This is a genomic window from Amylibacter marinus (genome assembly GCF_030160015.1).
Lineage (GTDB): Bacteria > Pseudomonadota > Alphaproteobacteria > Rhodobacterales > Rhodobacteraceae > Amylibacter > Amylibacter marinus.
On sequence record NZ_BSNN01000002.1, the window covers coordinates 955,350 to 977,690 of the forward strand.

Here is a 22,341-nt window from a genome sequence, read left to right on the forward strand (position 1 = left end):
TTTCAAAATTGGAATTTCGATTGCATTGCGAATTTCCAGTTAATCGTCGCGGTGGACCTTTTCTTTGCGCTCGTGGCGCTCTTGGGCCTCGAGCGAAAGAGTGGCGATCGGACGTGCATCCAATCGCTTTAGTGAAATAGGTTCACCGGATGCTTCGCACCAGCCGTAGGTGCCATCATCCAAACGGCGCAAGGCGCTATCGATTTTTGCCACCAGTTTGCGCTGGCGATCCCGTGTGCGCAATTCTAGGGCACGATCGGTTTCCTCTGAGGCACGATCTGCAACATCTGGAATGTTTCGTGTACCTTCTTGCATGCCTTCGATGGTTTCGCGCCCCTCTGCCAGCAATGATGCGCGCCAATCTTTAAGTTTCGTTCGGAAATATTCTTGCTGACGATCGTTCATAAATTCTTCGTCTTCGGAAGGACGGTAAGCTGTATCAAGCACTGTAGTCACCCTTGTAATTCCTAGTTCAATTCAAAACATCCTTCCCAAAAGTCGAGAAAATTGTTTATCACGCATCACCTATCTTGATTTGACCCGATTGTCACCTAAAACTTAGGTGAGTTTCACGCATATTTTGACCCAGTTGGTTAATTTCTCTAAGGTTTTTCCGAATCACAAAACACGTTTGAGGTGAGTACATGACATTGGTTATTCGCGCTGTAGATGCAGGAATGGCGCCCGATTGGAGGCGATTATGGCGACACTATCTAGAATTTTACAACACTGAGAAACCGCCAGAGATCTATGATGCGGCATGGGCGCGAATCATTGCGCCAGACAGCGGTATGCACAGCGCATTGGCCTTTCACGATGATCAGGCGGTTGGGCTCGTCAACTATCTATATCACGATACTTTTTGGTCAGTAGAGCCACGGATTTATCTGAATGATTTGTTCGTAGACCCCAATGTTCGTGGCACCGGCGCCGGGCGCGCGCTCATTGAATATGTAGAGGCAGAATGCCGTAAAGAGGGGGCAGAATGCCTCTATTGGTTGACCGCAGAAGATAACATGACCGCGCGACGATTATATGATAAGGTTTCTAGGTTAACGCCCTTTATAAAGTATGAGATTCGATGAAATCCATTGTCGCGTGCATAAGTTTAGTGAGCCTATTGATCGGCTGTGCCCCTATTGGGGCACCAATCAGCAAGACATCACAGGTGCACGCGCCCTTGATTGCCCATGAGTTTGCCAATCCCAGCCATTCTACGGCCATTCGCAGATCTAATCTGGATATCGCCAGCGAATTTTTGGACTATAGCTTTGGGTTGGAAACCGGTGCGACCATAAACCAGTTCAGCCGTTTTAACGGGCGTATTGTTGTCGCCTTTACACAATCTGCGCCCTTGGATTTACAGCGCGATTTGAACAAATTGGTAAAGCGCCTACAAAATGAGGCTGGATTGAATATTGTGGTGGGGGCCACGGGCGGGCCGGCCAATATATACATCAACCGCATCACCCCCAGACAGCTAAGCTCTGCCCTTCCTGGTGCCGCATGTTTTGTTGTGCCAAATGTGCGCAACCTGCAAGAATTGCGCACAGGGCGCAAAACTGCTGCCACCGATTGGACGCAATTGGATGGGCGCAGTGTGGCCAGTATTTTCCTGCCCAACAATCATTCCCCCCAAGAAGGGCGTGATTGTCTGCATGAGGAATTGGCGCAGGTTCTAGGGCCAGTGAATGACCTGTTTCGCGTGGCGGATACCATTTTTAACGATGACAACATGCATGTGGTTTTGACCAATTACGATATGCTGTTGTTACGCCTGACCTATGATAGCCAGTTGCGCAATGGCATGTCGCGCGGGGATGTGGCTGCACGCTTGCCAGAGATGCTACGCCGCCTAAACCCCACCGGCGAGGGATATGGCACCCGCCCCGTCCCCAAGGCCAATGATGCATGGAAGAAGGCCATATTCTCGGCTCTTGGCAAGAGCGGCAACGCCAGCGCACGTATGCGCCACATTAACCGCGCAGTTAGCATTGCCCAGAACCAAGGCTATCGAGATAATTTGCTGGCATTTTCCTATTTCTCGCGCGGGCATTTGCAGGCGAAGTCCAACCCAGAGGCCGCGGTGGCGGATTTCACACGCGCCTATGGCATCTATTCGCGCGCCTACGGCAGCGAGAGCATCCAAGCCGCGCAGGCGGCGGTTCAGCTGGCCTCTTATACCTTTACAGGCGGGGATGTTACGGGGGCCTTGGCGTTGATAGAGCCCAGCATTTTGGCAGCGCGCCGCGCCCAAGATGCCACATTGCTGTTCCGGCTACTGGCGCTAAAGGCCGCGATTAAGAAACACCAGAACGAAACCATTGTGGCCAACCAGCTGTACCGCGAGGCGCATTCATGGGCCTATTATGCGCTGGGTACGCGGCCCTTGGTCGCACAGATATTTGATCGCATTAACTCTCTCGCCCCGCCCAAGGGGTGATCTTGGGGGTTGAGAAACCCATTCACCACTTCCATATATAGGTTATGTTGAAATTTTCACCGATTCTGCTGGCGTTGATTTACGGGGTGGTGGTCTACATCATGTCTGCGGGGCGTTTACACCGCGAATTGGATCAGAAATCATCCCCTCTAGATGATACAGAGTTAGAGGCGCTGTCGCGCAAGATGGCGCGTGCGTTGGATCTGGATCAAATCGCCGTCAATATTTACGAGATTGATCCGGTAAACGGGCTGGCCGCACCAGATGGGCGGATTTTTCTAACCCGCGGATTTATCAACAAGTACAAGATGGGCGAGATCAGCGCGCCCGAATTGGCCAGCGTGATTGCGCATGAGCTGGGGCATGTGGCGCTGGGGCATACACGGCGGCGCTGGTTGGATTTTTCGGGGCAGAATGCCATTCGCGTAACACTTTCTATGGTGCTCTCGCGGTTCTTGGGTGGTTTTGGGGTGATGATCGCCAATTGGGTGGCCTCGGGAATCGCCGCGCGGGTATCGCGGGGGGACGAGTTTGAGGCCGATGAATATGCCGCCGCCCTGCTAACGCGCGCGGGCATTGGCACGGCCGGGCAAATTTCGCTGTTTCGCAAATTTGAGGCCCAAAGCGGTGGCAGTCAGCCCACCTTTGCATGGCTGATGAGTCACCCGAAGATGGCAGATCGCATTGCCGCAATTGAGGCCCTAGAGGACAAGTGGCACGCCCCTAGCCCGCAATAAATTTGGCCAGCCGTGGCAGGCGGGCGTTTTTCAGCATCTTGCGATTGTTAATCGACTGACCAGAGCGGCGGATCGCCTCTTTACGGGTTTTTTCTACCGCCGATAGCACCGCCTCGCGGTTGGCATGGGCCAATTCTAGCAGAAAATCATCGGGTGCGCGGCGGATCAGCCCCTGTTTGCTTAGGATATCTGTTGGGAAATCTTTTAGGTTTGCGGTTAGCAGTTCATCGGCCTTGCCCGTGATCGCGGCCTGTAGAACGTGGATATCATTATCATCAGGCAAATGCAGGTTTGGGTCGATCTTATCGACCTGTACCAATGACTCGCGCCATTTCGAGCTAAGCAACGCAATTTCGATTGTGGCCTCGGCCTCGACGTGATTGCGTACAGATGTGTGGCGCCATTCATCAAGGATCCGTTCAGACCACAGCGGCATAAACAGCCCCTGTGACGCCACATCCAACAGAATAGAGCGCAGGACAGAGGGGTATAGAACACAAGTATCAAGTAAAACGCGCATGGGGGTACCTTTCAGTTGCCCCCGCTTATCCTGCATTTAGGCAAAAGAAAAGCGCCCAAGCGGGAGGATGCTTGGGCGCTTAAACCTGTGAACAACGGGAGGAATTGTTTCTTAGGCTGTCTTTAGTGGCTTCAACGACAATGTTGATTTCACAAACTCTTTGAATACTGTTGTTAGGCGACGGATTTCTGCGGCGCGCAGAGCGGCTGCTTCGCGTTGGATTTCCACCATGTCGATTGGGTTATCCAGATCAAATTCGGGTGTATGTGCCATGTTAGTCTCCTATATTTCGTATACTCAACATAGAGTTGAAGACCAACATTTACATCCGATAATCCCGCCTTGGCGCTACGGCGTTAAACGCATAGCTTGTTACAAAACCTATGCAAAAATTTCACAACTTAGTGATAATCTACCTGTGCTGCGGGATCAGCGGCGGTGGACAACCATGTCAGCATATACGCCCCCACCGAGCGAAAGCACACCAACCGCGCGGTGGTTTCAGAGGTAAACCAAAAGGCCACTGCCACCTGCCCCAGCCGCGTGCGGCGCACTACATTTAGGCCCAGCGCATCGGGTGATAAATCCACAGGGGTACCCTTGGACAAAACATCGCGGATCGCGTTCCCAGACAGGTCAAACACCGCGCGCGCATCTGATACATTTACCGCCAGTGCATGGTGATCGGCCAGATCACCTGTGATCTGGGCCGTGATTTCATCGGCCTGCGCGTAGGGTGCAAATATCATCAGCTCGTCTGGGGACATCCACGCACAGCTCTGGGCATCCGCGTGCACGATCTGCCCCATTTCTGGGGGCGCTGTTCCTGTGGCCGTTTTTACCGCAGCATTAAGGGTTGGGCTGGCAAGATCACCACGCAGGGTGATCATACCCAACAGGCCTGCATCGCGGATCTCAATCGCCCCATCAAAGCCCGCGCCCTGTAGCACCGTTACACTAGACATTTTGCAAAGCTCCTTCTGGATCATAAAACACAGGGTCACAGATGGTGGCGCGGATCATCTTGCCATCCAACGTGGGGAAATCGATCTGCTCGCCCATGCGTTCTGGGCCATTTTGCACCAACCCCATGGCGATACCATGCCCCAATGTGGGGGAATAATAGGTCGAGGTAACCCGCCCGATCATGTTTTTCACACCGTTTTCGCGAATGGTGCCATCCACAGCATAGGCGCCATCGGGGATGATTTCGCCATCATTTACCGGGCGCAGGCCCACCAGACGCCAGCGATCAGGATCCTGCATATGGGGCCGCAGTTGCGCCCGCTTGCCCAAGAAATCTTCTTTCTTTTTCGATATCGCCCATGACAGGCCCAGATCCTGCGGAATAACCGTGCCATCGGTTTCATCGCCAATCATAATAAAGCCCTTTTCGGCGCGCATCACATGCAGGCATTCAGTGCCGTAGGGTTGCAGGCCGAATTCAGCGCCCGCCTCGATGCACATATCCCAAAAGGCCTGACCATCGCTGGCCGGCACGGCGATTTCATAGGACAGCTCGCCCGAGAAAGATATCCTAAAGGCGCGCGCCTTGATGCCGCCAATTTCCCCATCAAGGAAACCCATAAAGGGCAGGTTTTCACCTGATACATCCATACCGCCCAGTTTTTCCAACAGGTGGCGGGCTTTGGGGCCGACCACGGCGATCTGGGCGTATTGCTCGGTGACATTGGCGGTATAGACCTGCCAATCCCACCATTCGGTTTGCAGCCATTCCTCCATCCATGCATGAATGCGATCAGAGCCGCCGGATGTGGTGTGGCATAGGAAGGTATCAGAATCGAGGCGCGCAACTACCCCGTCGTCAGACAGAAATCCGTTCTCGGTGCACATCAACCCATAGCGGCATTTGCCGACCTTGAGCGTCGACATCATGTTGGTGTACATCATATCCATAAAGCGCCCAGCATCGGGGCCTTTGACGATGATTTTCCCCAGTGTCGATGCATCCAGCAGGCCAATGTTCTTGCGGGTGTTCAAGATTTCGCGGGTTACGGCCTCGCTGACGCTTTCATCTGTGCGTTGATAGCAGTAGGGGCGGCGCCAATCGGCAACGGGCTCGAAAAATCCGCCATTGTCTGCGATCCAGTTATGTATCGGGCTTTGGCGCACCGGTTTAAACAACTCGCCGCGTGCATCGCCAGCAATCGAGCCCATCGAGATCGGGTGATAGGGCGGGCGAAATGTTGTGGTGCCCACATCCGGGATTTCGGCATTTAGGCTATCGGCAAGGATCGCCAGCCCGTTGATGTTGGACAGCTTGCCTTGGTCTGTGGCCATGCCAAGTGTGGTATAGCGTTTGGTGTGCTCAACACTTTCGTATCCTTCGCGCGCAGCAAGGCGGACATCCGAAACCTTTACATCATTTTGATAATCAAGGAAGGTTTTCATCTGTTTCTTCGGGCCCATGCCTTGGGGCATTTGCCAGATCGGCTCGATCGGATGTTCTGGTGTGCTTGTCGCCATATCCTTGAGGGCTGGGCCTGCTTTAAAGCCCGCCTCTTTGGTCGCAAGAGTGCCTATGTCAAAACCATCTTTCAGCACCGAGGCCGCATCTAGGTGGCCATTGGCACTGCCCGCTACATGCACAAACCCTGTGCCATCCGCCCCCAATGGTGGGCGCATAGGATCGGGGCGGAACATCGCCTGTGTGGCATCCCAATGCAATTTGCCGCCGCAATGCGACCACAGATGCACAATTGGTGACCACCCCCCCGACATAGCCAGCACATCGCAGGGAATTGTTTCCAGCACTGCGCCCTCGCCAGCCTGCGCACAGATCGTGACAGCTTTCAGATATTTATTACCCTTGGCCGCCGCAATGGCACGCCCTGTGTGCACCGGAATGCCCAGCGCGCGCACCTGCTGGGGCAAATCGCCCGCGGCGGATGCACGGGCATCGATCACCGCCGCCACCGTAAGGCCCGCCGCGTGCTGGGCAAGCGCTGTGCGATAACCATCATCGTTGTTGGTAGCCAGAACCAAACGATCCCCGCAGGACGTCGCATAGTTAATCAGATAATCCCGCACCGCACTGGCCAGCATAACACCCGGTATATCATTGCCCGCAAAAGACAGCGGGCGTTCAACCGCACCTGTTGCGCTGATAATCCGCTTGGCTCGAATGCGCCACAAACGGTGGCGGGGGCCAGCGGCTTTAGGGGCGTGATCCGTTAGGCGCTCATAACCCGTGGCCCAACCGTGATCATAGACACCTGCGCCCATGGTGCGGTTTTTCAACGTAACATTGGGCATACCGTCCAATTCGGCCAGTGTGGTATTGATCCAATCCTGCGCGGCTGCGCCATTAATCTCGGCACCATCCACAGGCGCCCGCCCGCCCCAATGAGCAGTTTGTTCCAGCAACAGCACCCGCGCACCCGCGCGCCCCGCCCGCAGAGCGGCGGCCAATCCCGCGATGCCGCCACCGATAATCAACATATCGACAGTGGCATAGAAATATTCATAGCGATCCGCATCTGGGGTTTTGGGCGCCGCTCCTAGGCCCGCCGCACGCCGGATCACAGGCTCGAACAGATGCTTCCACGCAAAACGCGGGAACAGGAATGTTTTATAGTAGAACCCTGCAGGGAAGACCCGCGAGAGGATGCGGTTAAAGCCCATGATGTCAAAGTGTACACTCGGCCAAGCGTTCTGCGATGTAGCGCTCAGATCCGTGAACAGCTCTGTGGTCGTGGTACGCTGGTTTGGTTCGAAACTAGCGCCCTGCCCTAGCCCAACCAACGCATTTGGTTCCTCTGGGCCGCTGGCCAATATGCCGCGCGGGCGATGGTATTTAAAACTGCGCCCAATCAGAGTCTGATTGTTGGCCAACAGCGCCGATGCCAGCGTATCGCCCGCATAGCCCATCAGACGTGTGCCGTTCCAATTGAATTCAAGCGCGGATTTGCGATCTATCAGGCGACCGCCCTGTGGCAAACGGGTGCTCATTTCTCAAATCCCTCCCACTCGGGGCGCAGTTTTTTAATTTTAGTGATCAACGGTTTGGGCGGGGTTAATGTCTGTGCGGAATAGGTGCCAAACACCTGTAGCGTGGTTGTGCAACGCGCCGCATGAAACCACTTGCCGCAACCATAGACATGACGCCAGCGCTCGAAATGCACCCCTTTGGGATTTTTGCGCATGAACAGGTAATCCTCGAAATCAGCGTCCGAGGCACCAGCACCGTGGCGGGTGATATGGGCCTGACCGCCTGCATGCAGGTCTGTTTCATCGACCATTTGGCCGCAATTTGGGCATGTTAGATGTAGCATAAGAAGCCCCCAAGAATTTTGGAATTGGTGCAAGTGGGTCTATCGGTCAATGCGCAACCCCCGCGGCGACGCTTTCATCGATAAAACGCCCCTCTTGAAAGCGGTTCAGGCCGAATTCTGCGGCCAGCCCTTGGGTTTCGCCTGTGCTCATTAATTCGGCCATGGCCCAGCCAGAGCCAGGGATGGCCTTGAAACCACCCGTGCCCCAGCCACAGTTGATGAAACAGCCCCCCAGCGGGGTTTTCGAAATGATCGGCGAGCGATCCCCGGTGACATCGACAATGCCGCCCCAGTGGCGCAGCATTTTCAGGCGCGACACCATCGGGAAGGTCTCGATCAGCGCGCGCACGGTTTCCTCTAGGTGATGGAAAGAGCCGCGCTGCGTATAGCTGTTGAACCCATCGGTGCCGCCGCCAATCACCATCTCGCCTTTGTCAGACTGGCTCATATAACCGTGCACCGTATTGGCCATAACCACAACATCCATGCAAGGCTTCACAGGCTCTGAGACCAACGCCTGTAGGGATACCGATTCCAACGGCAGGCGAAAGCCACCCATATCGGCCAGATGCCCAGAATTGCCAGCGACCACAATGCCCAGCTTTTTGGTTTTCATAACGCCCTTGGTGGTCTCGATGCCGGTGACCTGTCCGCCGGATTGCGTAATTCCCGTGACCTCGCATTGCTGGATCACATCCATGCCCATATCCGAACAAGCACGCGCATAACCCCAAGCCACCGCATCATGGCGTGCGGTGCCCCCGCGCGGTTGCCACAGCGCGCCCAACACGGGAAAGCGTGGGCCTGATAGCTCGATAATAGGGCAGAGCTGCTTAACACGCTGGGGGGAAATGAATTTCGTTTCCACACCTTGTAGAGCATTGGCATGGGCCGTACGCTGATAGCCGCGCACCTCGTGTTCTGTTTGGGCCAACATCATCACGCCGCGGGGGCTAAACATGACGTTATAATTCAGATCTTGGGACATCGTCTCATAGAGGCTACGGGCCTTTTCATAAATCGCCGCCGATGGATCCTGTAGGTAATTTGAGCGGATAATAGTGGTGTTGCGGCCTGTATTGCCCCCGCCCAGCCAACCTTTTTCCACAATCGCGACATTAGTGATGCCATAGTTTTTGCCCAAATAGTAAGCCGTGGCCAACCCATGACCACCTGCGCCTATTATAATGGCGTCATATTCGGGCTTGGGCTCTGGCTTAGCCCAGGCACGTTCCCAACCGCGGTGATAGTTGACAGCGTTTTTGGCGATCGCAAAAGCTGAGTAACGTTTCATAGATGTGCCCTTTAGCCAAAACCTATCTCAGTGTTTCAAAGCTAGGCGATTCTGCCTGCACAGCCAACGACAAATGCCGAGGCGTTCGCGACATCCCGCCTTCCAAATCTTACAAATATCCAAATTCGGTGAGTGAGGCCGGGTCGGAAATTGGATATTTTAAAGATTTGGAAAGATTAATCGTTCATTTTGGTCAAGCGGTACAGGCGGGGACGCCGATGGCCGTAGATTTGGAAGCGCCTTGTTACACCTAAGTGTGACAGGGTGTTTTTCGTTTTATCCTACCCAATGCGTTACAAACTCGCTAGGAACGATTGGAGTAAAGGATCGGCGATGATTTGGTTTATTGGTATAGCGGCAACATTGGCCGCAGCATGGATTATTGCGCGCCCGTTGTTAGGCGCTGCAGCGGATCAGGGTACGGGGGCCGACGATCCTGATCTACAGGTTTACAAGGCGCAAATGCGCGAGCTGGACAGTGATCTTGCGCGCGGGATTATCAACCAAGACGATGCCGAGACCACCCGCTTAGAAATTGCGCGCCGCATTTTGGCCGCTGACAAGCGTGCGGGCGCTCAACGCAGAGATCCGTCTGTACACGCCCATGGACTAACAGCGGGTTTTATATTTGTAATATGTCTGGTTGGGGTTTTGGGGATTTACGCGCAACTGGGGCGCGCGGATTTGCCAGACCGCCCCTTGGCCCTACGACTATCAGAAGCACAGGCCCTACGTGCCCAGCGCCCTAGCCAAGAGGTGATTGAGGCTCAAGTTGTGAAATCCCAAATTGATGCCGATCCTGATTATTTAGCTTTGGTTGAGAAATTGCGCGGTGCCGCGACTGAGCGCCCCGAAGATTTACAGGGGCAGCGGCTGTTGGCATTGCACGAGGCACGGCTGGGCAATTATAGTGCTGCGCGCGTGGCTCAACAGCAGGTACTGGCCTTGCTTGGGTCTGGAGCAACTGCGCAGGATTATTCTGATGCCGCAGAGTATATGATCATGGCAACCAATGGTTATGTATCACCTCAGGCCGAAGAAATGCTGGGGCAGGTTCTGCGGTTAGACAGCGTTGATGGGCGTGCGCGCTATTACTCTGGGTTGGCCATGGCGCAAAACGGGCGCCCCGATGTCGGGTATCGGTTGTGGTTGGGGTTGTTAAACGAAGGCCCTGCGGATGCGCCTTGGATTGCGCCCATTCAGGCGCGCATTGCCGATATGGCACGTGCGGCGGGTGTTGCCCCGCCCACCGCCGAAATGCCCGGGCCAAGTGCTGCGGATATTGAGGCCGCGGGTCAAATGAGTGCTGAGGATCGCCAAGAGATGGTGCGTGGTATGGTGGGTGGATTGGCCGCGCGTCTTGCATCACAGGGGGGCAGTGTTGATGAATGGGCCCGCCTGATCCGCGCCTTGGGCGTATTGGGCGAAACCACCCGCGCCAATGAAATTTGGCAAGAGGCGCAAGATGTTTTTGCCGAGGATACCCAAGCCTTGGCAAAACTACTGGCCGCAGCACAATCCGCAGAGGTGGCACGATGAGCATTTATGAAGATATCGCAGAATTCGCCAGCGCATTACCGCGTGGGAAATCACTGGTTGGGTTAGATCTGGGCACCAAGACCATTGGCGTGGCGGTATCGGATCGGTTGTGGTCTATTGCGACGCCCCGTGAAACCATCAAGCGTAAAAAATTCGGCCTTGATGCAACCGCGCTAGAGGTGATCCTTGCGCAGGCTGATGCGGGTGGCATTCTGTTGGGCCTACCGATGAATATGGATGGCACCGAGGGTGCCCGGTGCCAATCTACCCGCGCCTTTGCGCGCAATTTAGCCGCGCGCATTGACTTGCCCATCGGATATTGGGACGAACGCCTATCGACCGTGGCCGCCGAGCGTGCCCTGATCGAGGCGGATATGAGCCGCGCCAAACGCGCCGAGACCATTGATCATGTGGCGGCAGGGTATATTTTGCAGGGAGCCTTGGATCGATTAGGGCATCTGGCGTCATGAGCGATGATATTTGGGCACGCGCAGAAATTGAAAGCCCCTGTGTGAAAGTATGCGTTATGCACCGCGAGAGCGATCTATGCATGGGCTGTTATCGCAACCGTCAGGAATTGGCATTATGGGGCAGTATGAGCAGCGAAGAGCGTAAAGCGATTATGGCAGAATTGCCCGGCCGCGCGCATCTGGTAAAGGGCCAGAGACGCAAACGCGGCCCCAGACCCTAGGCGCGGGATCTAGGCGATCTTGCGTTGTCGCTCTTGGGCGATTTGCACCTGTTCATATGCGGCGCGCAGCGTATCGACCCCTGCGCCCTCTAAATGCGCGTGATCAGACAGGTATCGTTTCCAGTGCCGCGCACCGGTTTCACCGGCGAACAACCCCAGCATATGTCGCGTAATTTGATTCAGACGGCCACCAGCCCCGAGATGGGCTTCGATATAAGGCAGGAATTCCTCGATCACTTGGCCTGCTGATTTGGGCGGTTGTGCATCCCCAAACAGCGCATCGGCCTGTGCCAAGACCTGCATCGGGCGGTGATATGCCGCGCGCCCGATCATCACGCCATCTAGGCCCTGATCAAGGTGCGCTTGCGCATCTGCCAGCGTTTCTATACCGCCATTGATTGCGATTTCCAGATCGGGAAACTCGGTTTTCATCCGGTGCACCAACGGATAATCCAGCGGCGGCACATCGCGGTTTTGTTTGGGGCTTAGGCCCTGTAGCCAAGCCTTGCGCGCGTGGATTGCAAAGGATTTCACCCCTGCTCCAGAAACGATCTTCAGAAAATCAGGCAAGACATCATCGGGGTTTTGATCATCAACACCAATGCGGCACTTGACCGTAACTTCGATATCCCCAGCCGCCGAGATCATCGCCGATACGCATTCTGCCACCAGTTCTGGTTCTTGCATCAGCACGGCGCCAAAGCGCCCCGATTGCACCCGATCCGATGGGCAGCCCACATTCAGGTTAACCTCGTCATAGCCCGCATCAACCCCCATGCGTGTGGCCTCGGCCAACTCGGCAGGGTTGGAACCACCGATTTGCAGCGCTACGGGATGTTCGCCGGTATTAAAAGCCAGCAGGCGCGCACCATCCCCATGCACCAAGGCCGGGGCTGTGACCATTTCCGTATACAAAAGAGTATTGCGCGAGATCACACGGTGCAGAGCACGGCAATGAGTATCCGTCCAATCCATCATCGGGGCGACGGAAAGGCGTCGGTTGATTTTATCGCATGCATGTTTGGTCATGAGCGGTGTTTACTGTGGCGGCGCGGGATTGTCACGCGGTGAGTGCGCCGCAAAGCCCCCCGCCATGGGCGGAGGGGAGATGATCAACGCAGTCGTGCCTCGGATTCTGCATCAAAGAACATAGCATGTTCAGCCTCAAAGACCACATCCACGGTGGTGTTGGGGGCAATGGGATCATCCCCCTTGGTCTCTACGGTGATGCGCTCGCCCGTTGGGGTGGTTAGGTAATCATAGGCGACCCCGCCCAACCGTTCGCGCAGGTTCACCACGATGCCAGATTTTGCCTCGGTGACCGCCAGATGTTGTGGGCGCAGACCCACGGTAATGGCAGCGCCATTCGCCGGTAGGGACACATCAGTTTTGATCAGCGTATCGTTTAGCGCGGGCACACGCACGCCGCCCTGATCCACCACACCATTTAAGAAGTTCATGGAAGGCGAACCGATAAAGCCAGCCACAAATTTATTGTCCGGGTTTTGGTAGAGCTCCATTGGGCTACCGACCTGTTCGATATTCCCAGCACGCAGAACCACGATTTTGTCCGCTAGGGTCATGGCCTCGACCTGATCATGGGTCACATAGATCATGGTGGTGCCCAGTTCTTTGTGCAGGCGGGCGATTTCCACACGCATATCTACGCGCAATTCCGCATCAAGATTAGACAGTGGTTCATCGAACAAGAATACATCGGGGCCGCGCACAATGGCGCGCCCGATTGCCACACGTTGGCGTTGGCCACCAGACAGGGCCTTGGGTTTACGATCTAGGTAGGGGCCGAGCTGCAGTATTTCGCTGGCTTTGGCCACTTTTTCGTCGATTTCTGCCTTGGGAACACCATTCATTTTCAGGCCGAACCCGACGTTTTGTTCCACCGTCATATGCGGGTAAAGCGCATAGGTTTGGAACACCATCGCCACGCCGCGCTCTGCGGGGTCGGCGTTGGTAACATCGCGCGCGCCGATGTGGATCTGGCCATCGCTCGTATCCTCTAGGCCTGCGATCATACGCAGCAGTGTTGATTTACCACAGCCCGATGGGCCAACAAAGACGCAAAATTCCCCGTCTTCGATTTGTAGGTCAACGCCATGGATGACCTGGGTTTTGCCGTAGCGTTTGATCGCCCCTTTGAGTGTTACTCCTGACATTATTGGTCCTTTCCCAATTGCGCCTTGTGATGCGCGGTGTTCATGATGGAAACTGCCATGATGTGGCCTCGTCTCCGATTAATTTTGCGGTTTTCAGCAAGGGCTGGCGAAACTGTTTCAAGGCTTCGGTATCGAAACGTGTTGTGGCGCTGGCGATTGATATCGCGCCCACGATACGCCCATTGGTCGACAGGATGGGGGCCGCAATTGAATTGATGCCCTGTTCGTGTTCTTCGTGATCAAAGGCGATGCCTGATTTCCGAATTTTGGCCAGCTCTTCTGACAGGTCATCAGCACTACCCTTGGTTGTGGTTGTGAATTTGTAGAAGGATTGCTGCTGCAGGACGATCTGAAGGCGCTTGGGTGCCAGGAAGGCCAGCATAGCCTTGCCAACACCTGTGCAATAGGCCGGTGCCACATGCCCCACCTGTGCCAAAGTTTCGAATCGGTCAGTGGCGCGCAGCTTGTCTACGAACAGAACCTGCCCATTATCAAGCTGTGCAAGGTGCACAGCCTCGCCCACTTCTGTGGCCAGCTGTTCTAGGAAGGGGCGCGCGATGGGGGCAAGGGATGCGTTTTTCCATGCGGCATGGGCCAGCCGCATTAGGCGAATGCCCAGAGAATAGGCGCCGGTATCCGTATCTAGGCTAAGCATTTGTTGATTGGTCAGGGTTTGAAGGAATCTGAACAAGGTCGCCTTTGGGTATGGGCTGTCTTGGAGCAATTCAGAGAACTTTACCGGTCGCCCATAGGCAGCAACTTGGTCAAGCACCTCCAGTGCTTTGCCCACCGTTCCGTCAGCTTTGACAGGTTTATCCATGTGTTCCTCCCTGGGGATTCGGGTCAGAATCCCAACAACCCCGTTGACATTTGTAGCGAGTCACGTCAGAGTTTTCAATACTTGATACTAAGTTTCAATATATGAAACCAATAGTCAACAGGGACCCTAGGGAGGAAACTATGTTCCAATACTCAAAAACTCTGCTGGCCGCGCTGGCCGCAGCCACAACCTTGGCGGGCAATGCCAGTGCCGACAACTTGACGGGTGATCTAAAGATCTTCTTGGATACGTCCAACCCAGCACCCCGCGCCACAATGGAAGCCATGATCGCGCGCTTCCAGGCCAAGAACCCCGAGATGAACATCGAAACAACGGTGATTGATCGCGAAGCTTATAAAACCCAGATCCGCAACTTTCTGACGGCCAATGCACCGGATGTTGCCACATGGTATGCGGCCAACCGCATGACACCTTATGTGAATGCGGGCCTGTTCGAGGATGTATCTGATCTATGGGCAGAGCCAGAGATAGCAGAAAACCTTGCATCAACCAAGGGTGCCATGACCATCGATGGCAAGCAGTGGGGTGTGCCATACACCTACTATCAATGGGGCGTTTACTACCGCGCCGATATCTACAAGGAGCTGGGCCTAAGTGAGCCTGCGAATTTTGATGAGATGGTTTCCAACTGTGAGGCTGTTATCGCCTCTGGTCGTAAATGTTACACAATTGGTACCAAGTGGTTGTGGACGGCATCTGGCTGGTTTGATTATTTGAACATGCGCACGCATGGGTTTGATTTCCATATGCAATTGGCGCGTGGCGAGATTGCGTGGACAGATGACCGTGTGCGCGAAACATTTGCCAACTGGCAGCGTTTGGTTGATTTAGGCGCCTTTGTTGATGACCACCAGAACAAAGACTGGCAGCAATCTCTACCGTTCTTGGTATCCGGTGATGCGGCGGCGATCCTAAAGGGCAACTTTGCCGTGGCCCCCTTGCGCGAAGCAGGTCTTACCGATGATCAGCTGGACTTTCACCAGTTCCCAGCCATCACACCGGGCATTGAATTGGCAGAAGATGCGCCAACAGACACGTTCCACATCCCAACGAATGCACAAAACAAAGACAACGCCCGTGCGTTCCTGCGCTTTGTGGTATCTGCGGAAGAGCAAACCGAGATCAACAACGGCAAGAACCTAGGGCAGTTGCCTGTGAACGCAAAATCAAGCGTTGACGACGACAAGTTCCTGCAAAAAGGTTTCGAGATGCTGTCTACCAATAGCCCCGGTGGTGTAGCACAGTTCTTTGACCGTGATTACCCGGCAGAAATGGCCAAGGCGGCCATGGAAGGCATGCAAGAGTTCATGGTTTTCCCAGACAACTTGGATGATATCCTAGAGCGTCTGGAAGCCGTGCGCCAAGATAGCAAGTAATCCATAATCTGTGACGCGCAGCCCGCCTGCGCGTCACGCGACGATCTGTCGCCAATGACAAGCGCCCATGGGGTGCTTTTCCCTGACGACTGGCATCAATTGCCACGAAAGCGAGGCCCCTAATGTACAGCTGGTATAAAAGAAACCAAATCGCCGCCACACCGTGGCTGTTTTTGATCCCTGCATTGATCATGTTTGCGATGTATGTGATCTATCCGATTTTGCAGAGCTTTAATCTATCTCTCTACAAATGGGATGGGCTTGGAGATGCCGAATATGTAGGGCTGGCCAACTACGAAAAATTGCTGCTGCGTGACCGCGCCTTTGAAATTTCCATGTGGAACAATGCCAAATGGCTGGCGTTTTATTTGCTGGCGATCCCTGGTGGGCTGTTTATTGCGCTGTTCCTTAATCAAACGGTGCGGGGCATTCGCCTGTATAAATCGCTGTTCTTCTTTCCCTTTGTGATTTCGCAAATCGTTGTGGGGCTGGTGTTCACGTGGTTTTATGACCCGACATTCGGCCTGTTCAATGCTATAATTGGCGTGGTGGGATTGGGCCCTGTGAATGTTTTGGGTGATCCTCAGCTGGCGACATATGGTATTATTGCCGCAGGCCTGTGGCCGCAAACCGCCTACTGCATGATCCTGTATCTAACGGGACTGAATGCGGTAGACCCCGAACAAATCGAAGCCGCGCGCCTTGATGGGGCTAAGGGGATGCGAATGCTGTGGCATGTGATCCTACCCCAGTTACGCCCTGCTACATTCATTGCCTTTGTGGTGACGATTATCGGTGCCCTGCGCTCGTTTGATTTGATTTCGATCATGACCAATGGCGGGCCATTTGGATCCACGCGGGTGCTCAGCTTTTATATGTTCGAAAAATCCTTGTCTGAATATGGGTTCAAAATGGGATATGGCGCGGCCATTGCGGTGGTGCTGTTCCTGTTGATGCTGATCTTTATCGGCTATTTCCTATGGCGGATGTACCAAGACGAAAAAGGAGGTCACTGATATGTTTCCTGCACCTATTGAAAAAGCATCGCGCGGCGCGCGCATTACCTATCAAACCATGTTGCCGTTTGTCTTGGTTTTATGGTTGGCCCCCCTGATCGCAGTGGCGCTGTTTTCAGTACGCCCTGCGGCGGATTTCACCGCCGGCAACTATTGGGGGCTGCCGTCATCTTGGGAATTCATTGCCAACTATGGGCAGGTGTTCACCTCGTCTATGCCGCGCTATATCCTGAATTCTTTTATGATTACCATACCCACGGTAATCGGCGCCGTTGCGCTTAGTGCGATGGCGGGGTTTGCCTTGGGGGTTTACCGCTTTCGCGGAAATTTGATTTTGTTCTTCCTGTTTATTGCCGGTAATTTTGTGCCTTTTCAGATCTTGATGATCCCAGTGCGCGATCTGACCTTGGATATGGGGCTATACAATACCAAAACAGGGCTGGTTCTGTTTCACGTGGCCTTCCAAACGGGGTTCTGCACGCTGTTTATGCGCAATTTCATCCGCGCCCTGCCCTTTGATCTGATCGAGGCGGCGCGCGTAGAGGGCATTGCAGAATGGCGGATATTCTGGTTTGTGGTTCTACCCCTGATGAAGCCCGCGCTAGCGGCGCTGGCGGTACTGATTTTCACCTTTATCTGGAACGATTATTTCTGGGCGGTGGTCTTAACCCAAGGTGAGGCGGCCCAACCTGTGACCGCAGGGATCACCAGCTTTAACGCCCAATTTCGCGCCATGTATCATTTGATGTCGGCTGGTTCCATTATTGCGGCCCTACCCCCTGTTGCTATGTTTTTTCTAATGCAGAAGCACTTCATCGCGGGCCTGACATTGGGTGCCGTAAAATGATCCAAACATGGCGCTTGGATTCGCCTGACCAGACATTGGTATTTGCGACCCAAGATCAATGCCTACCGCGTGTTCTCTATTGGGGGAAATCACTACCCCTGACCGAGGATCTTGTGGCCCTTGTAATCAGCGGCGAAATGGATGTAACCGGCGGAATGCTGGATGCCAATCCGGATATTTCGCTGTGCCCAGCGCAGGATCAGAATTTTCCCGGTCATTTAGGTATGGAGATTTTTGGTGCCGACGGTGCACCCGTTACCCCGCGCCTGCGCCTGCAAGAGGTGGATGTATCCGCCGATCAGCTGGTGTTCCACTGTGCCGACACGAATGCGGGCATCCGCTATAGCGCACACTTCTGCATCGATGCCACCACGGGAATCATCACCACCAAGGCTCGCCTGCACTGCCAATCCCCGATGCGCCTGAATTGGCTGGCGGCCCCCGTATTGCCCGCCCCCCAAAACAGCATCGAGATGGTTGATTTCGCGGGGCGCTGGTGTGGTGAATTCCAGACCAATACCATCCCTTGGTCGTCGGGCATGCGATATCGCGAGAACCGCACTGGGCGCACTGGGCACGAGCATTTTCCTGGCCTATACCTGCCCTGCACAGGGGCGCAGAACACAACCGGTTCGGTATATGCGCTGCATTATGGTTGGTCAGGCGGGCACGCCATGGTGGCAGAGGAATTACCAGACGGCCGTAGGCAGGTGCAATTTGGCCATGCCAAGGGGTCCCACAGGGATGCACGCCAAGAGTTTGAAACAGCACCTCTGTATGCCATTTATTCCCCGCATGGGACAAATGGCTGTAGCATCGGATTTCAGCGCCACCTGCGCGACCAGATTGTAAAATTTCCCAATTCTGCCGCCCCGCGCCCTGTGCATTACAATTGCTGGGAGGCGGTCTATTTCGATCATAAGATCGACGAACTAAAGGATATCGCAACCCGCGCCCATGATCTGGGGGCAGAGCGGTTTGTTTTGGATGACGGCTGGTTTGGCCTGCGCGATGACGACACCAGCTCTTTGGGGGATTGGGACATTGATCCGCGCAAATACCCCGATGGGTTGGCCCCGCTAGTGGATCATGTCACAGGCCTTGGAATGGGATTTGGAATTTGGTTCGAGCCTGAAATGATCAACCCAGACAGCGCTACATACCGCGCCCACCCCGATTGGATATTGGGTGCGCCAGATCAAATATTGGGCCGCCAGCAGATGGTACTGGATCTGCGCATTGGCGCGGTTCAGGACTATTTGTTTGAGAAAATTTCCAACATTCTGTCCGCCTATGCGGTTGAGTATGTGAAGTGGGATCATAACCGCGTATTGCCGGTATCGGATGCGGCGCAGACCGAGGCGCTATATGTGCTGCTGGCGCGGCTGAACACTGCCTTTCCTTTGGTAGAGTTTGAAAGCTGTGCATCGGGCGGGGGGCGTATTGACTTTGGCATCCTGCATCACACCCACCGCGTCTGGTTATCTGACAGCAACGATGCGCTAGAGCGTTTGCAAATTCAGCACAATGCGGCCCTGTTTTTGCCCAGCATTGTCACCGGCAGCCATGTGGGCCCGCGCAATTGTCATACCTCTGGTCGGGTGATTGATATGGGCATGCGGGCATGGGTTGCCGCCCAGCGCCACATGGGGTTTGAAATGGATCCCCGCGAACTGACGGATGACGAGGCCGATACATTGCGCACAGTCACCACATGGTGGAAAAGCAATCGCCATTGGATGGGGGATGCGGATATTCTGCGTCTGAATTCCGCTGATCCAGCCGTTGTGGCCGAGCAGCAATTGTCCGCAGATGCCGGCCGCTTTGTGGTCTTTGCGGGTAAGGTTGCGACCAGCAGGCAGATCCTGCCGCGCCCCTTGCCTCTTACCCGCCTAGATCCGGATGCCATCTATCGCATCCAGCTGGTCAACCGCGCCGATCCCCCCACCCTGTCGCGCGCAGAGCAAGCCATCAAAACACAGCCACTTGATCTAAGTGGCGCATATTTAATGAACCATGGTCTGACCCTGCCGTGGACTTTCCCTACAACAATATGGGTTGTCGAAGGAAAACGGCTATGAGCAAAGAACGGCGCAACCGCGCGTGGTATGGGAAACACGACAAAGATGGGTTTATTCACCGCAGTTGGATGAAGAATCAGGGCTTCCCTGATCATGCCTTTGATGGTCGCCCGATCATTGGGATTTGCAACACATGGTCAGAATTAACCCCGTGTAATTCAGGCCTGCGGGATCTGGCCGAGGGCGTAAAACGTGGCGTCTGGGAGGCCGGGGGGTTCCCAGTAGAGTTTCCAGTAATGAGTTTGGGTGAAACCCAGATGAAGCCCACGGCGATGCTATTTCGCAATCTGTTGGCGATGGATGTCGAGGAATCGATCCGCGCCTATGGCATAGATGGCGTCGTGTTGCTGGGGGGCTGTGACAAGACTACGCCTGGGCAATTGATGGGGGCGGCCAGTGTTGATTTACCAACGATCGTTGTGTCATCGGGGCCAATGCTCAATGGTAAATGGCAGGGCAAGGACATCGGATCAGGCACAGATGTATGGAAATTCTCCGAAGATGTGCGCGCAGGAGATATGACCCTAAAGGATTTCATGGCCGCCGAGAGCGGCATGAGCAGATCCAAGGGCACCTGTATGACCATGGGCACAGCATCAACAATGGCATCCCTGTGCGAGGCCATGGGGGTATGCCTGCCCACCAATGCCGCCCTGCCGGCGGTAGACAGCCGCCGCATGGCGCTGGCCCATGTAACCGGCAAGCGGATTGTAGAAATGGTGGACGAGGATCTGAAGCTGTCAAAAATTCTGACGCGCAGCGCCTTTGAAAATGCTATTTTAGCAAATGGTGCGGTTGGGGGATCTACCAATTCTGTGGTGCACCTATTGGCCCTTGCGGGGCGCGTTGGGGTGGATCTAACGTTGGATGATTTCGACCTTGGCTCTGATATTCCATTACTGGTGAATTGCATGCCCTCGGGAAAATACCTGATGGAGGATTTCTGCTATGCTGGCGGTATGCCTGTTATTCTAAAAGAGCTGGGCGAGAGATTGCGCAGTGCCACCACCTGTTTGGGCGGGGATATTACCGCCTATGCCGAGGGGGCGGAATGTTTTAACCGCGATGTGATCCATGCCTTTGATACCCCGCTGAAACCGGCGGCAGGGATCAAGGTTCTGCGCGGCAATTTGGCCCCGCGCGGCGCGATTGTAAAACCGTCTGCCGCCAGCGAACACCTGCTGGAACACGAGGGCGAGGCCTATGTTTTTGAAAACATCGAACAATTAAAGGCCACCATTGATGACCCTGATCTGCCGGTAACCAAAGACAGCATTCTGGTGCTAAAGGGCTGTGGACCCAAGGGATATCCGGGCATGGCCGAGGTTGGCAACATGCCGATCCCGCGTAAATTGGTGCGCGAGGGTGTGCGCGATATGGTACGTATTTCTGATGCGCGCATGTCTGGTACCGCCTTTGGCACCGTGATCTTGCATGTTTCCCCCGAGGCCAATGCGGGGGGTAATCTGGCCTTGGTACAGACCGGTGATCGCATTCGCTTTTCTGCCAAAGACGGGGTGTTGGATGTGTTGATTTCTGATACAGAATTGGAACAGCGCCGCGCCAATTGGGCGCCTGATGCGCCCCATTACACCCGCGGGTATGCCAAAATGTATATCGATCATGTGATGCAGGCCGACCAAGGGGCCGATCTAGATTTCCTTGTGGGCAAAGACACACGCCCCGTAACACGAGAGAGCCACTGATGAGCCAGACCGCAACATTTCACGACCTAAAGGGCAAAAGCGTATTTATCACGGGGGGCGGCTCGGGCATTGGCGCATCCCTAACCGAGGGCTTTATCGAACAAGGGGCGAATGTGGCCTTTGTTCAACGGTCGGATTCCACAGCGTTTTGCAATGAAATGGAGAGCAAACACGGGGTGCGCCCCCTGTTTATACCCTGTGATATTACCGATATCGCGGCCCTGCGCGGTGCAATTGATACCGCCAGTGCGGCCCATGGGGCCGTGCAGGTTCTGGTGAACAACGCCGCCAATGATCAGCGCCACAGCACCGCCGAGGTTGACGAGGAATTCTGGGACTGGTCACAGGCGATTAACCTAAAGGCATATTTCTTCGCCTGTCAGGCGGTGATCGAGGGCATGAAATCCAAGGGCGGCGGCGCCATCGTGAATTTCTCCTCCATCAGTTATATGATGGGCAATGCAGGTTATCCCGCCTATACCACCGCAAATGCGGGGATTAATGGTATGTCGCGTTCATTAGCGCGAGAATTTGGGCCAGATAATATTCGGGTGAATGCATTGGCGCCGGGCTGGGTTCTAACACAAAAGCAATTGGATCAATGGGCCGAACCCTCCGCATTGGCGGCGCATCTGGAACGCCAATGCCTGAAAGAACACCTAGCGCCGCGCGATATTGTGGATGGGGTATTGTTTTTAGCCTCTAACACCAGCCGCATGATGACCGGCCAGACGATGGTTGTGGATGGTGGCGTGGTGACCACTGGTTAAGGGCCACGCGC

The 22,341-nt window shown here is 54.8% G+C and carries 22 protein-coding genes; 12 read left to right on the plus strand and 10 right to left on the minus strand.

Features of this window, described 5'->3' with window-relative positions; genetic code table 11:
* Positions 1-39: 39 nt before the first annotated feature.
* Positions 40-405 (minus strand): RNA polymerase-binding protein DksA, encoded by a 366-nt coding sequence (gene dksA, locus QQL62_RS05580; protein ID WP_284377194.1) that lies wholly within the window; start codon positions 403-405, stop codon positions 40-42.
* Between the two features lie 239 nt (positions 406-644).
* Between dksA and QQL62_RS05585 the strand changes: the two genes are divergently transcribed.
* From QQL62_RS05585 to QQL62_RS05595, 3 genes are read left to right on the plus strand one after another with little or no spacing between them, the layout of a single operon-like run.
* Positions 645-1,085, plus strand: coding sequence for a GNAT family N-acetyltransferase (locus QQL62_RS05585; RefSeq protein ID WP_284376797.1), 441 nt, complete (start codon positions 645-647; stop codon positions 1,083-1,085).
* A gap of 26 nt (positions 1,086-1,111) precedes the next feature.
* The gene (locus QQL62_RS05590) at positions 1,112-2,443 is read left to right on the plus strand and encodes a DUF2927 domain-containing protein (RefSeq protein WP_284376799.1); all 1,332 of its coding nucleotides are present in this window, start codon (positions 1,112-1,114) and stop codon (positions 2,441-2,443) included.
* 44 nt (positions 2,444-2,487) lie between these two features.
* A complete protein-coding gene (locus tag QQL62_RS05595) occupies positions 2,488-3,180 on the plus strand; it encodes a M48 family metallopeptidase (protein ID WP_284376801.1) in 693 nt (230 codons plus the stop codon).
* On the opposite strand, the gene QQL62_RS05600 is transcribed toward QQL62_RS05595, so the two are convergent.
* The 6 genes from QQL62_RS05600 to QQL62_RS05625 all read right to left on the minus strand — a co-directional run bounded on the left by QQL62_RS05600 (position 3,167) and on the right by QQL62_RS05625 (position 9,289).
* Positions 3,167-3,700, minus strand: coding sequence for an RSP_2648 family PIN domain-containing protein (locus QQL62_RS05600; protein ID WP_284376804.1), 534 nt, complete (start codon positions 3,698-3,700; stop codon positions 3,167-3,169). The genes QQL62_RS05595 and QQL62_RS05600 overlap by 14 nt on opposite strands.
* 111 nt (positions 3,701-3,811) lie before the next feature.
* Positions 3,812-3,973: an RSP_7527 family protein gene (locus tag QQL62_RS05605; protein ID WP_284376806.1), complete on the minus strand. Its 162-nt coding sequence runs from the start codon at positions 3,971-3,973 to the stop codon at positions 3,812-3,814.
* A 128-nt stretch (positions 3,974-4,101) separates the two neighbouring features.
* The gene (locus QQL62_RS05610) at positions 4,102-4,665 is read right to left on the minus strand and encodes a sarcosine oxidase subunit gamma (RefSeq protein WP_284376808.1); all 564 of its coding nucleotides are present in this window, start codon (positions 4,663-4,665) and stop codon (positions 4,102-4,104) included.
* The gene (locus tag QQL62_RS05615; RefSeq protein ID WP_284376811.1) at positions 4,658-7,672 is read right to left on the minus strand and encodes a sarcosine oxidase subunit alpha family protein; all 3,015 of its coding nucleotides are present in this window, start codon (positions 7,670-7,672) and stop codon (positions 4,658-4,660) included. Before QQL62_RS05615 ends, QQL62_RS05610 begins: the two co-directional genes overlap by 8 nt.
* Positions 7,669-7,995 carry a sarcosine oxidase subunit delta gene (locus tag QQL62_RS05620; protein WP_284376813.1) on the minus strand — a complete coding sequence of 109 codons (327 nt, stop codon included), beginning with the start codon at positions 7,993-7,995 and terminating at the stop codon, positions 7,669-7,671. The genes QQL62_RS05615 and QQL62_RS05620 overlap by 4 nt, the downstream gene beginning before the upstream one ends.
* 46 nt (positions 7,996-8,041) lie before the next feature.
* Complete coding sequence (locus QQL62_RS05625) at positions 8,042-9,289, minus strand: sarcosine oxidase subunit beta family protein (protein WP_284376815.1); 1,248 nt, start codon at positions 9,287-9,289, stop codon at positions 8,042-8,044.
* Positions 9,290-9,622: 333 nt separating this feature from the next.
* Here QQL62_RS05625 and ccmI point away from each other — a divergent pair, with 333 nt between their 5' ends.
* Genes ccmI through QQL62_RS05640 form a run of 3 tightly spaced genes read left to right on the plus strand, consistent with a single transcriptional unit; the run spans position 9,623 to position 11,519 of the window.
* Complete coding sequence (gene ccmI / locus QQL62_RS05630; protein WP_284376818.1) at positions 9,623-10,828, plus strand: c-type cytochrome biogenesis protein CcmI; 1,206 nt, start codon at positions 9,623-9,625, stop codon at positions 10,826-10,828.
* Positions 10,825-11,298, plus strand: coding sequence for a Holliday junction resolvase RuvX (gene ruvX, locus QQL62_RS05635; RefSeq protein ID WP_284376820.1), 474 nt, complete (start codon positions 10,825-10,827; stop codon positions 11,296-11,298). The genes ccmI and ruvX overlap by 4 nt, the downstream gene beginning before the upstream one ends.
* A complete protein-coding gene (locus QQL62_RS05640) occupies positions 11,295-11,519 on the plus strand; it encodes a DUF1289 domain-containing protein (RefSeq protein WP_284376822.1) in 225 nt (74 codons plus the stop codon). The genes ruvX and QQL62_RS05640 overlap by 4 nt, the downstream gene beginning before the upstream one ends.
* A 9-nt stretch (positions 11,520-11,528) precedes the next feature.
* On the opposite strand, the gene dusA is transcribed toward QQL62_RS05640, so the two are convergent.
* The 3 genes from dusA to QQL62_RS05655 all read right to left on the minus strand — a co-directional run bounded on the left by dusA (position 11,529) and on the right by QQL62_RS05655 (position 14,513).
* Positions 11,529-12,548, minus strand: coding sequence for a tRNA dihydrouridine(20/20a) synthase DusA (gene dusA / locus QQL62_RS05645; RefSeq protein ID WP_284376823.1), 1,020 nt, complete (start codon positions 12,546-12,548; stop codon positions 11,529-11,531).
* A gap of 83 nt (positions 12,549-12,631) precedes the next feature.
* Positions 12,632-13,693 carry an ABC transporter ATP-binding protein gene (locus tag QQL62_RS05650; protein WP_284376826.1) on the minus strand — a complete coding sequence of 354 codons (1,062 nt, stop codon included), beginning with the start codon at positions 13,691-13,693 and terminating at the stop codon, positions 12,632-12,634.
* A 40-nt stretch (positions 13,694-13,733) separates the two neighbouring features.
* Complete coding sequence (locus QQL62_RS05655; protein ID WP_284376828.1) at positions 13,734-14,513, minus strand: IclR family transcriptional regulator; 780 nt, start codon at positions 14,511-14,513, stop codon at positions 13,734-13,736.
* A 140-nt stretch (positions 14,514-14,653) separates the two neighbouring features.
* Here QQL62_RS05655 and QQL62_RS05660 point away from each other — a divergent pair, with 140 nt between their 5' ends.
* The 6 genes from QQL62_RS05660 (at position 14,654) to QQL62_RS05685 (ending at position 22,330) form a co-directional block, all read left to right on the plus strand.
* A complete protein-coding gene (locus QQL62_RS05660) occupies positions 14,654-15,910 on the plus strand; it encodes an ABC transporter substrate-binding protein (protein ID WP_284376830.1) in 1,257 nt (418 codons plus the stop codon).
* Positions 15,911-16,032: 122 nt separating this feature from the next.
* Positions 16,033-16,926 (plus strand): carbohydrate ABC transporter permease, encoded by an 894-nt coding sequence (locus QQL62_RS05665; protein ID WP_284376832.1) that lies wholly within the window; start codon positions 16,033-16,035, stop codon positions 16,924-16,926.
* 1 nt (position 16,927) lies between these two features.
* Complete coding sequence (locus QQL62_RS05670) at positions 16,928-17,773, plus strand: carbohydrate ABC transporter permease (protein WP_284376835.1); 846 nt, start codon at positions 16,928-16,930, stop codon at positions 17,771-17,773.
* A complete protein-coding gene (locus QQL62_RS05675) occupies positions 17,770-19,854 on the plus strand; it encodes an alpha-galactosidase (RefSeq protein WP_284376837.1) in 2,085 nt (694 codons plus the stop codon). The genes QQL62_RS05670 and QQL62_RS05675 overlap by 4 nt, the downstream gene beginning before the upstream one ends.
* Entirely contained in the window at positions 19,851-21,560 is a 1,710-nt protein-coding gene (locus QQL62_RS05680; RefSeq protein WP_284376842.1) for an IlvD/Edd family dehydratase, read from the plus strand. The genes QQL62_RS05675 and QQL62_RS05680 overlap by 4 nt, the downstream gene beginning before the upstream one ends.
* The gene (locus QQL62_RS05685; RefSeq protein ID WP_284376844.1) at positions 21,560-22,330 is read left to right on the plus strand and encodes an SDR family NAD(P)-dependent oxidoreductase; all 771 of its coding nucleotides are present in this window, start codon (positions 21,560-21,562) and stop codon (positions 22,328-22,330) included. Before QQL62_RS05680 ends, QQL62_RS05685 begins: the two co-directional genes overlap by 1 nt.
* Positions 22,331-22,341: the final 11 nt, after the last annotated feature.

Excerpts from the sequence above, each read along its gene's own strand:
- QQL62_RS05675 (WP_284376837.1), top strand. The coding sequence starts at position 17,770 with ATGATCCAAACATGGCGCTTGGATTCGCCTGACCAGACATTGGTATTT.
- QQL62_RS05680 (WP_284376842.1), top strand. The coding sequence starts at position 19,851 with ATGAGCAAAGAACGGCGCAACCGCGCGTGGTATGGGAAACACGACAAA.
- QQL62_RS05605 (WP_284376806.1), bottom strand. The coding sequence starts at position 3,973 with ATGGCACATACACCCGAATTTGATCTGGATAACCCAATCGACATGGTG.
- QQL62_RS05585 (WP_284376797.1), top strand. The coding sequence starts at position 645 with ATGACATTGGTTATTCGCGCTGTAGATGCAGGAATGGCGCCCGATTGG.
- QQL62_RS05660 (WP_284376830.1), top strand. The coding sequence starts at position 14,654 with ATGTTCCAATACTCAAAAACTCTGCTGGCCGCGCTGGCCGCAGCCACA.
- QQL62_RS05615 (WP_284376811.1), bottom strand. The coding sequence starts at position 7,672 with ATGAGCACCCGTTTGCCACAGGGCGGTCGCCTGATAGATCGCAAATCC.
- ruvX (WP_284376820.1), top strand. The coding sequence starts at position 10,825 with ATGAGCATTTATGAAGATATCGCAGAATTCGCCAGCGCATTACCGCGT.
- QQL62_RS05685 (WP_284376844.1), top strand. The coding sequence starts at position 21,560 with ATGAGCCAGACCGCAACATTTCACGACCTAAAGGGCAAAAGCGTATTT.
- QQL62_RS05655 (WP_284376828.1), bottom strand. The coding sequence starts at position 14,513 with ATGGATAAACCTGTCAAAGCTGACGGAACGGTGGGCAAAGCACTGGAG.
- QQL62_RS05600 (WP_284376804.1), bottom strand. The coding sequence starts at position 3,700 with ATGCGCGTTTTACTTGATACTTGTGTTCTATACCCCTCTGTCCTGCGC.
- QQL62_RS05625 (WP_284376815.1), bottom strand. The coding sequence starts at position 9,289 with ATGAAACGTTACTCAGCTTTTGCGATCGCCAAAAACGCTGTCAACTAT.
- QQL62_RS05650 (WP_284376826.1), bottom strand. The coding sequence starts at position 13,693 with ATGTCAGGAGTAACACTCAAAGGGGCGATCAAACGCTACGGCAAAACC.
- dusA (WP_284376823.1), bottom strand. The coding sequence starts at position 12,548 with ATGACCAAACATGCATGCGATAAAATCAACCGACGCCTTTCCGTCGCC.
- QQL62_RS05640 (WP_284376822.1), top strand. The coding sequence starts at position 11,295 with ATGAGCGATGATATTTGGGCACGCGCAGAAATTGAAAGCCCCTGTGTG.
- QQL62_RS05665 (WP_284376832.1), top strand. The coding sequence starts at position 16,033 with ATGTACAGCTGGTATAAAAGAAACCAAATCGCCGCCACACCGTGGCTG.
- QQL62_RS05620 (WP_284376813.1), bottom strand. The coding sequence starts at position 7,995 with ATGCTACATCTAACATGCCCAAATTGCGGCCAAATGGTCGATGAAACA.
- ccmI (WP_284376818.1), top strand. The coding sequence starts at position 9,623 with ATGATTTGGTTTATTGGTATAGCGGCAACATTGGCCGCAGCATGGATT.
- dksA (WP_284377194.1), bottom strand. The coding sequence starts at position 405 with ATGAACGATCGTCAGCAAGAATATTTCCGAACGAAACTTAAAGATTGG.
- QQL62_RS05610 (WP_284376808.1), bottom strand. The coding sequence starts at position 4,665 with ATGTCTAGTGTAACGGTGCTACAGGGCGCGGGCTTTGATGGGGCGATT.
- QQL62_RS05670 (WP_284376835.1), top strand. The coding sequence starts at position 16,928 with ATGTTTCCTGCACCTATTGAAAAAGCATCGCGCGGCGCGCGCATTACC.
- QQL62_RS05595 (WP_284376801.1), top strand. The coding sequence starts at position 2,488 with ATGTTGAAATTTTCACCGATTCTGCTGGCGTTGATTTACGGGGTGGTG.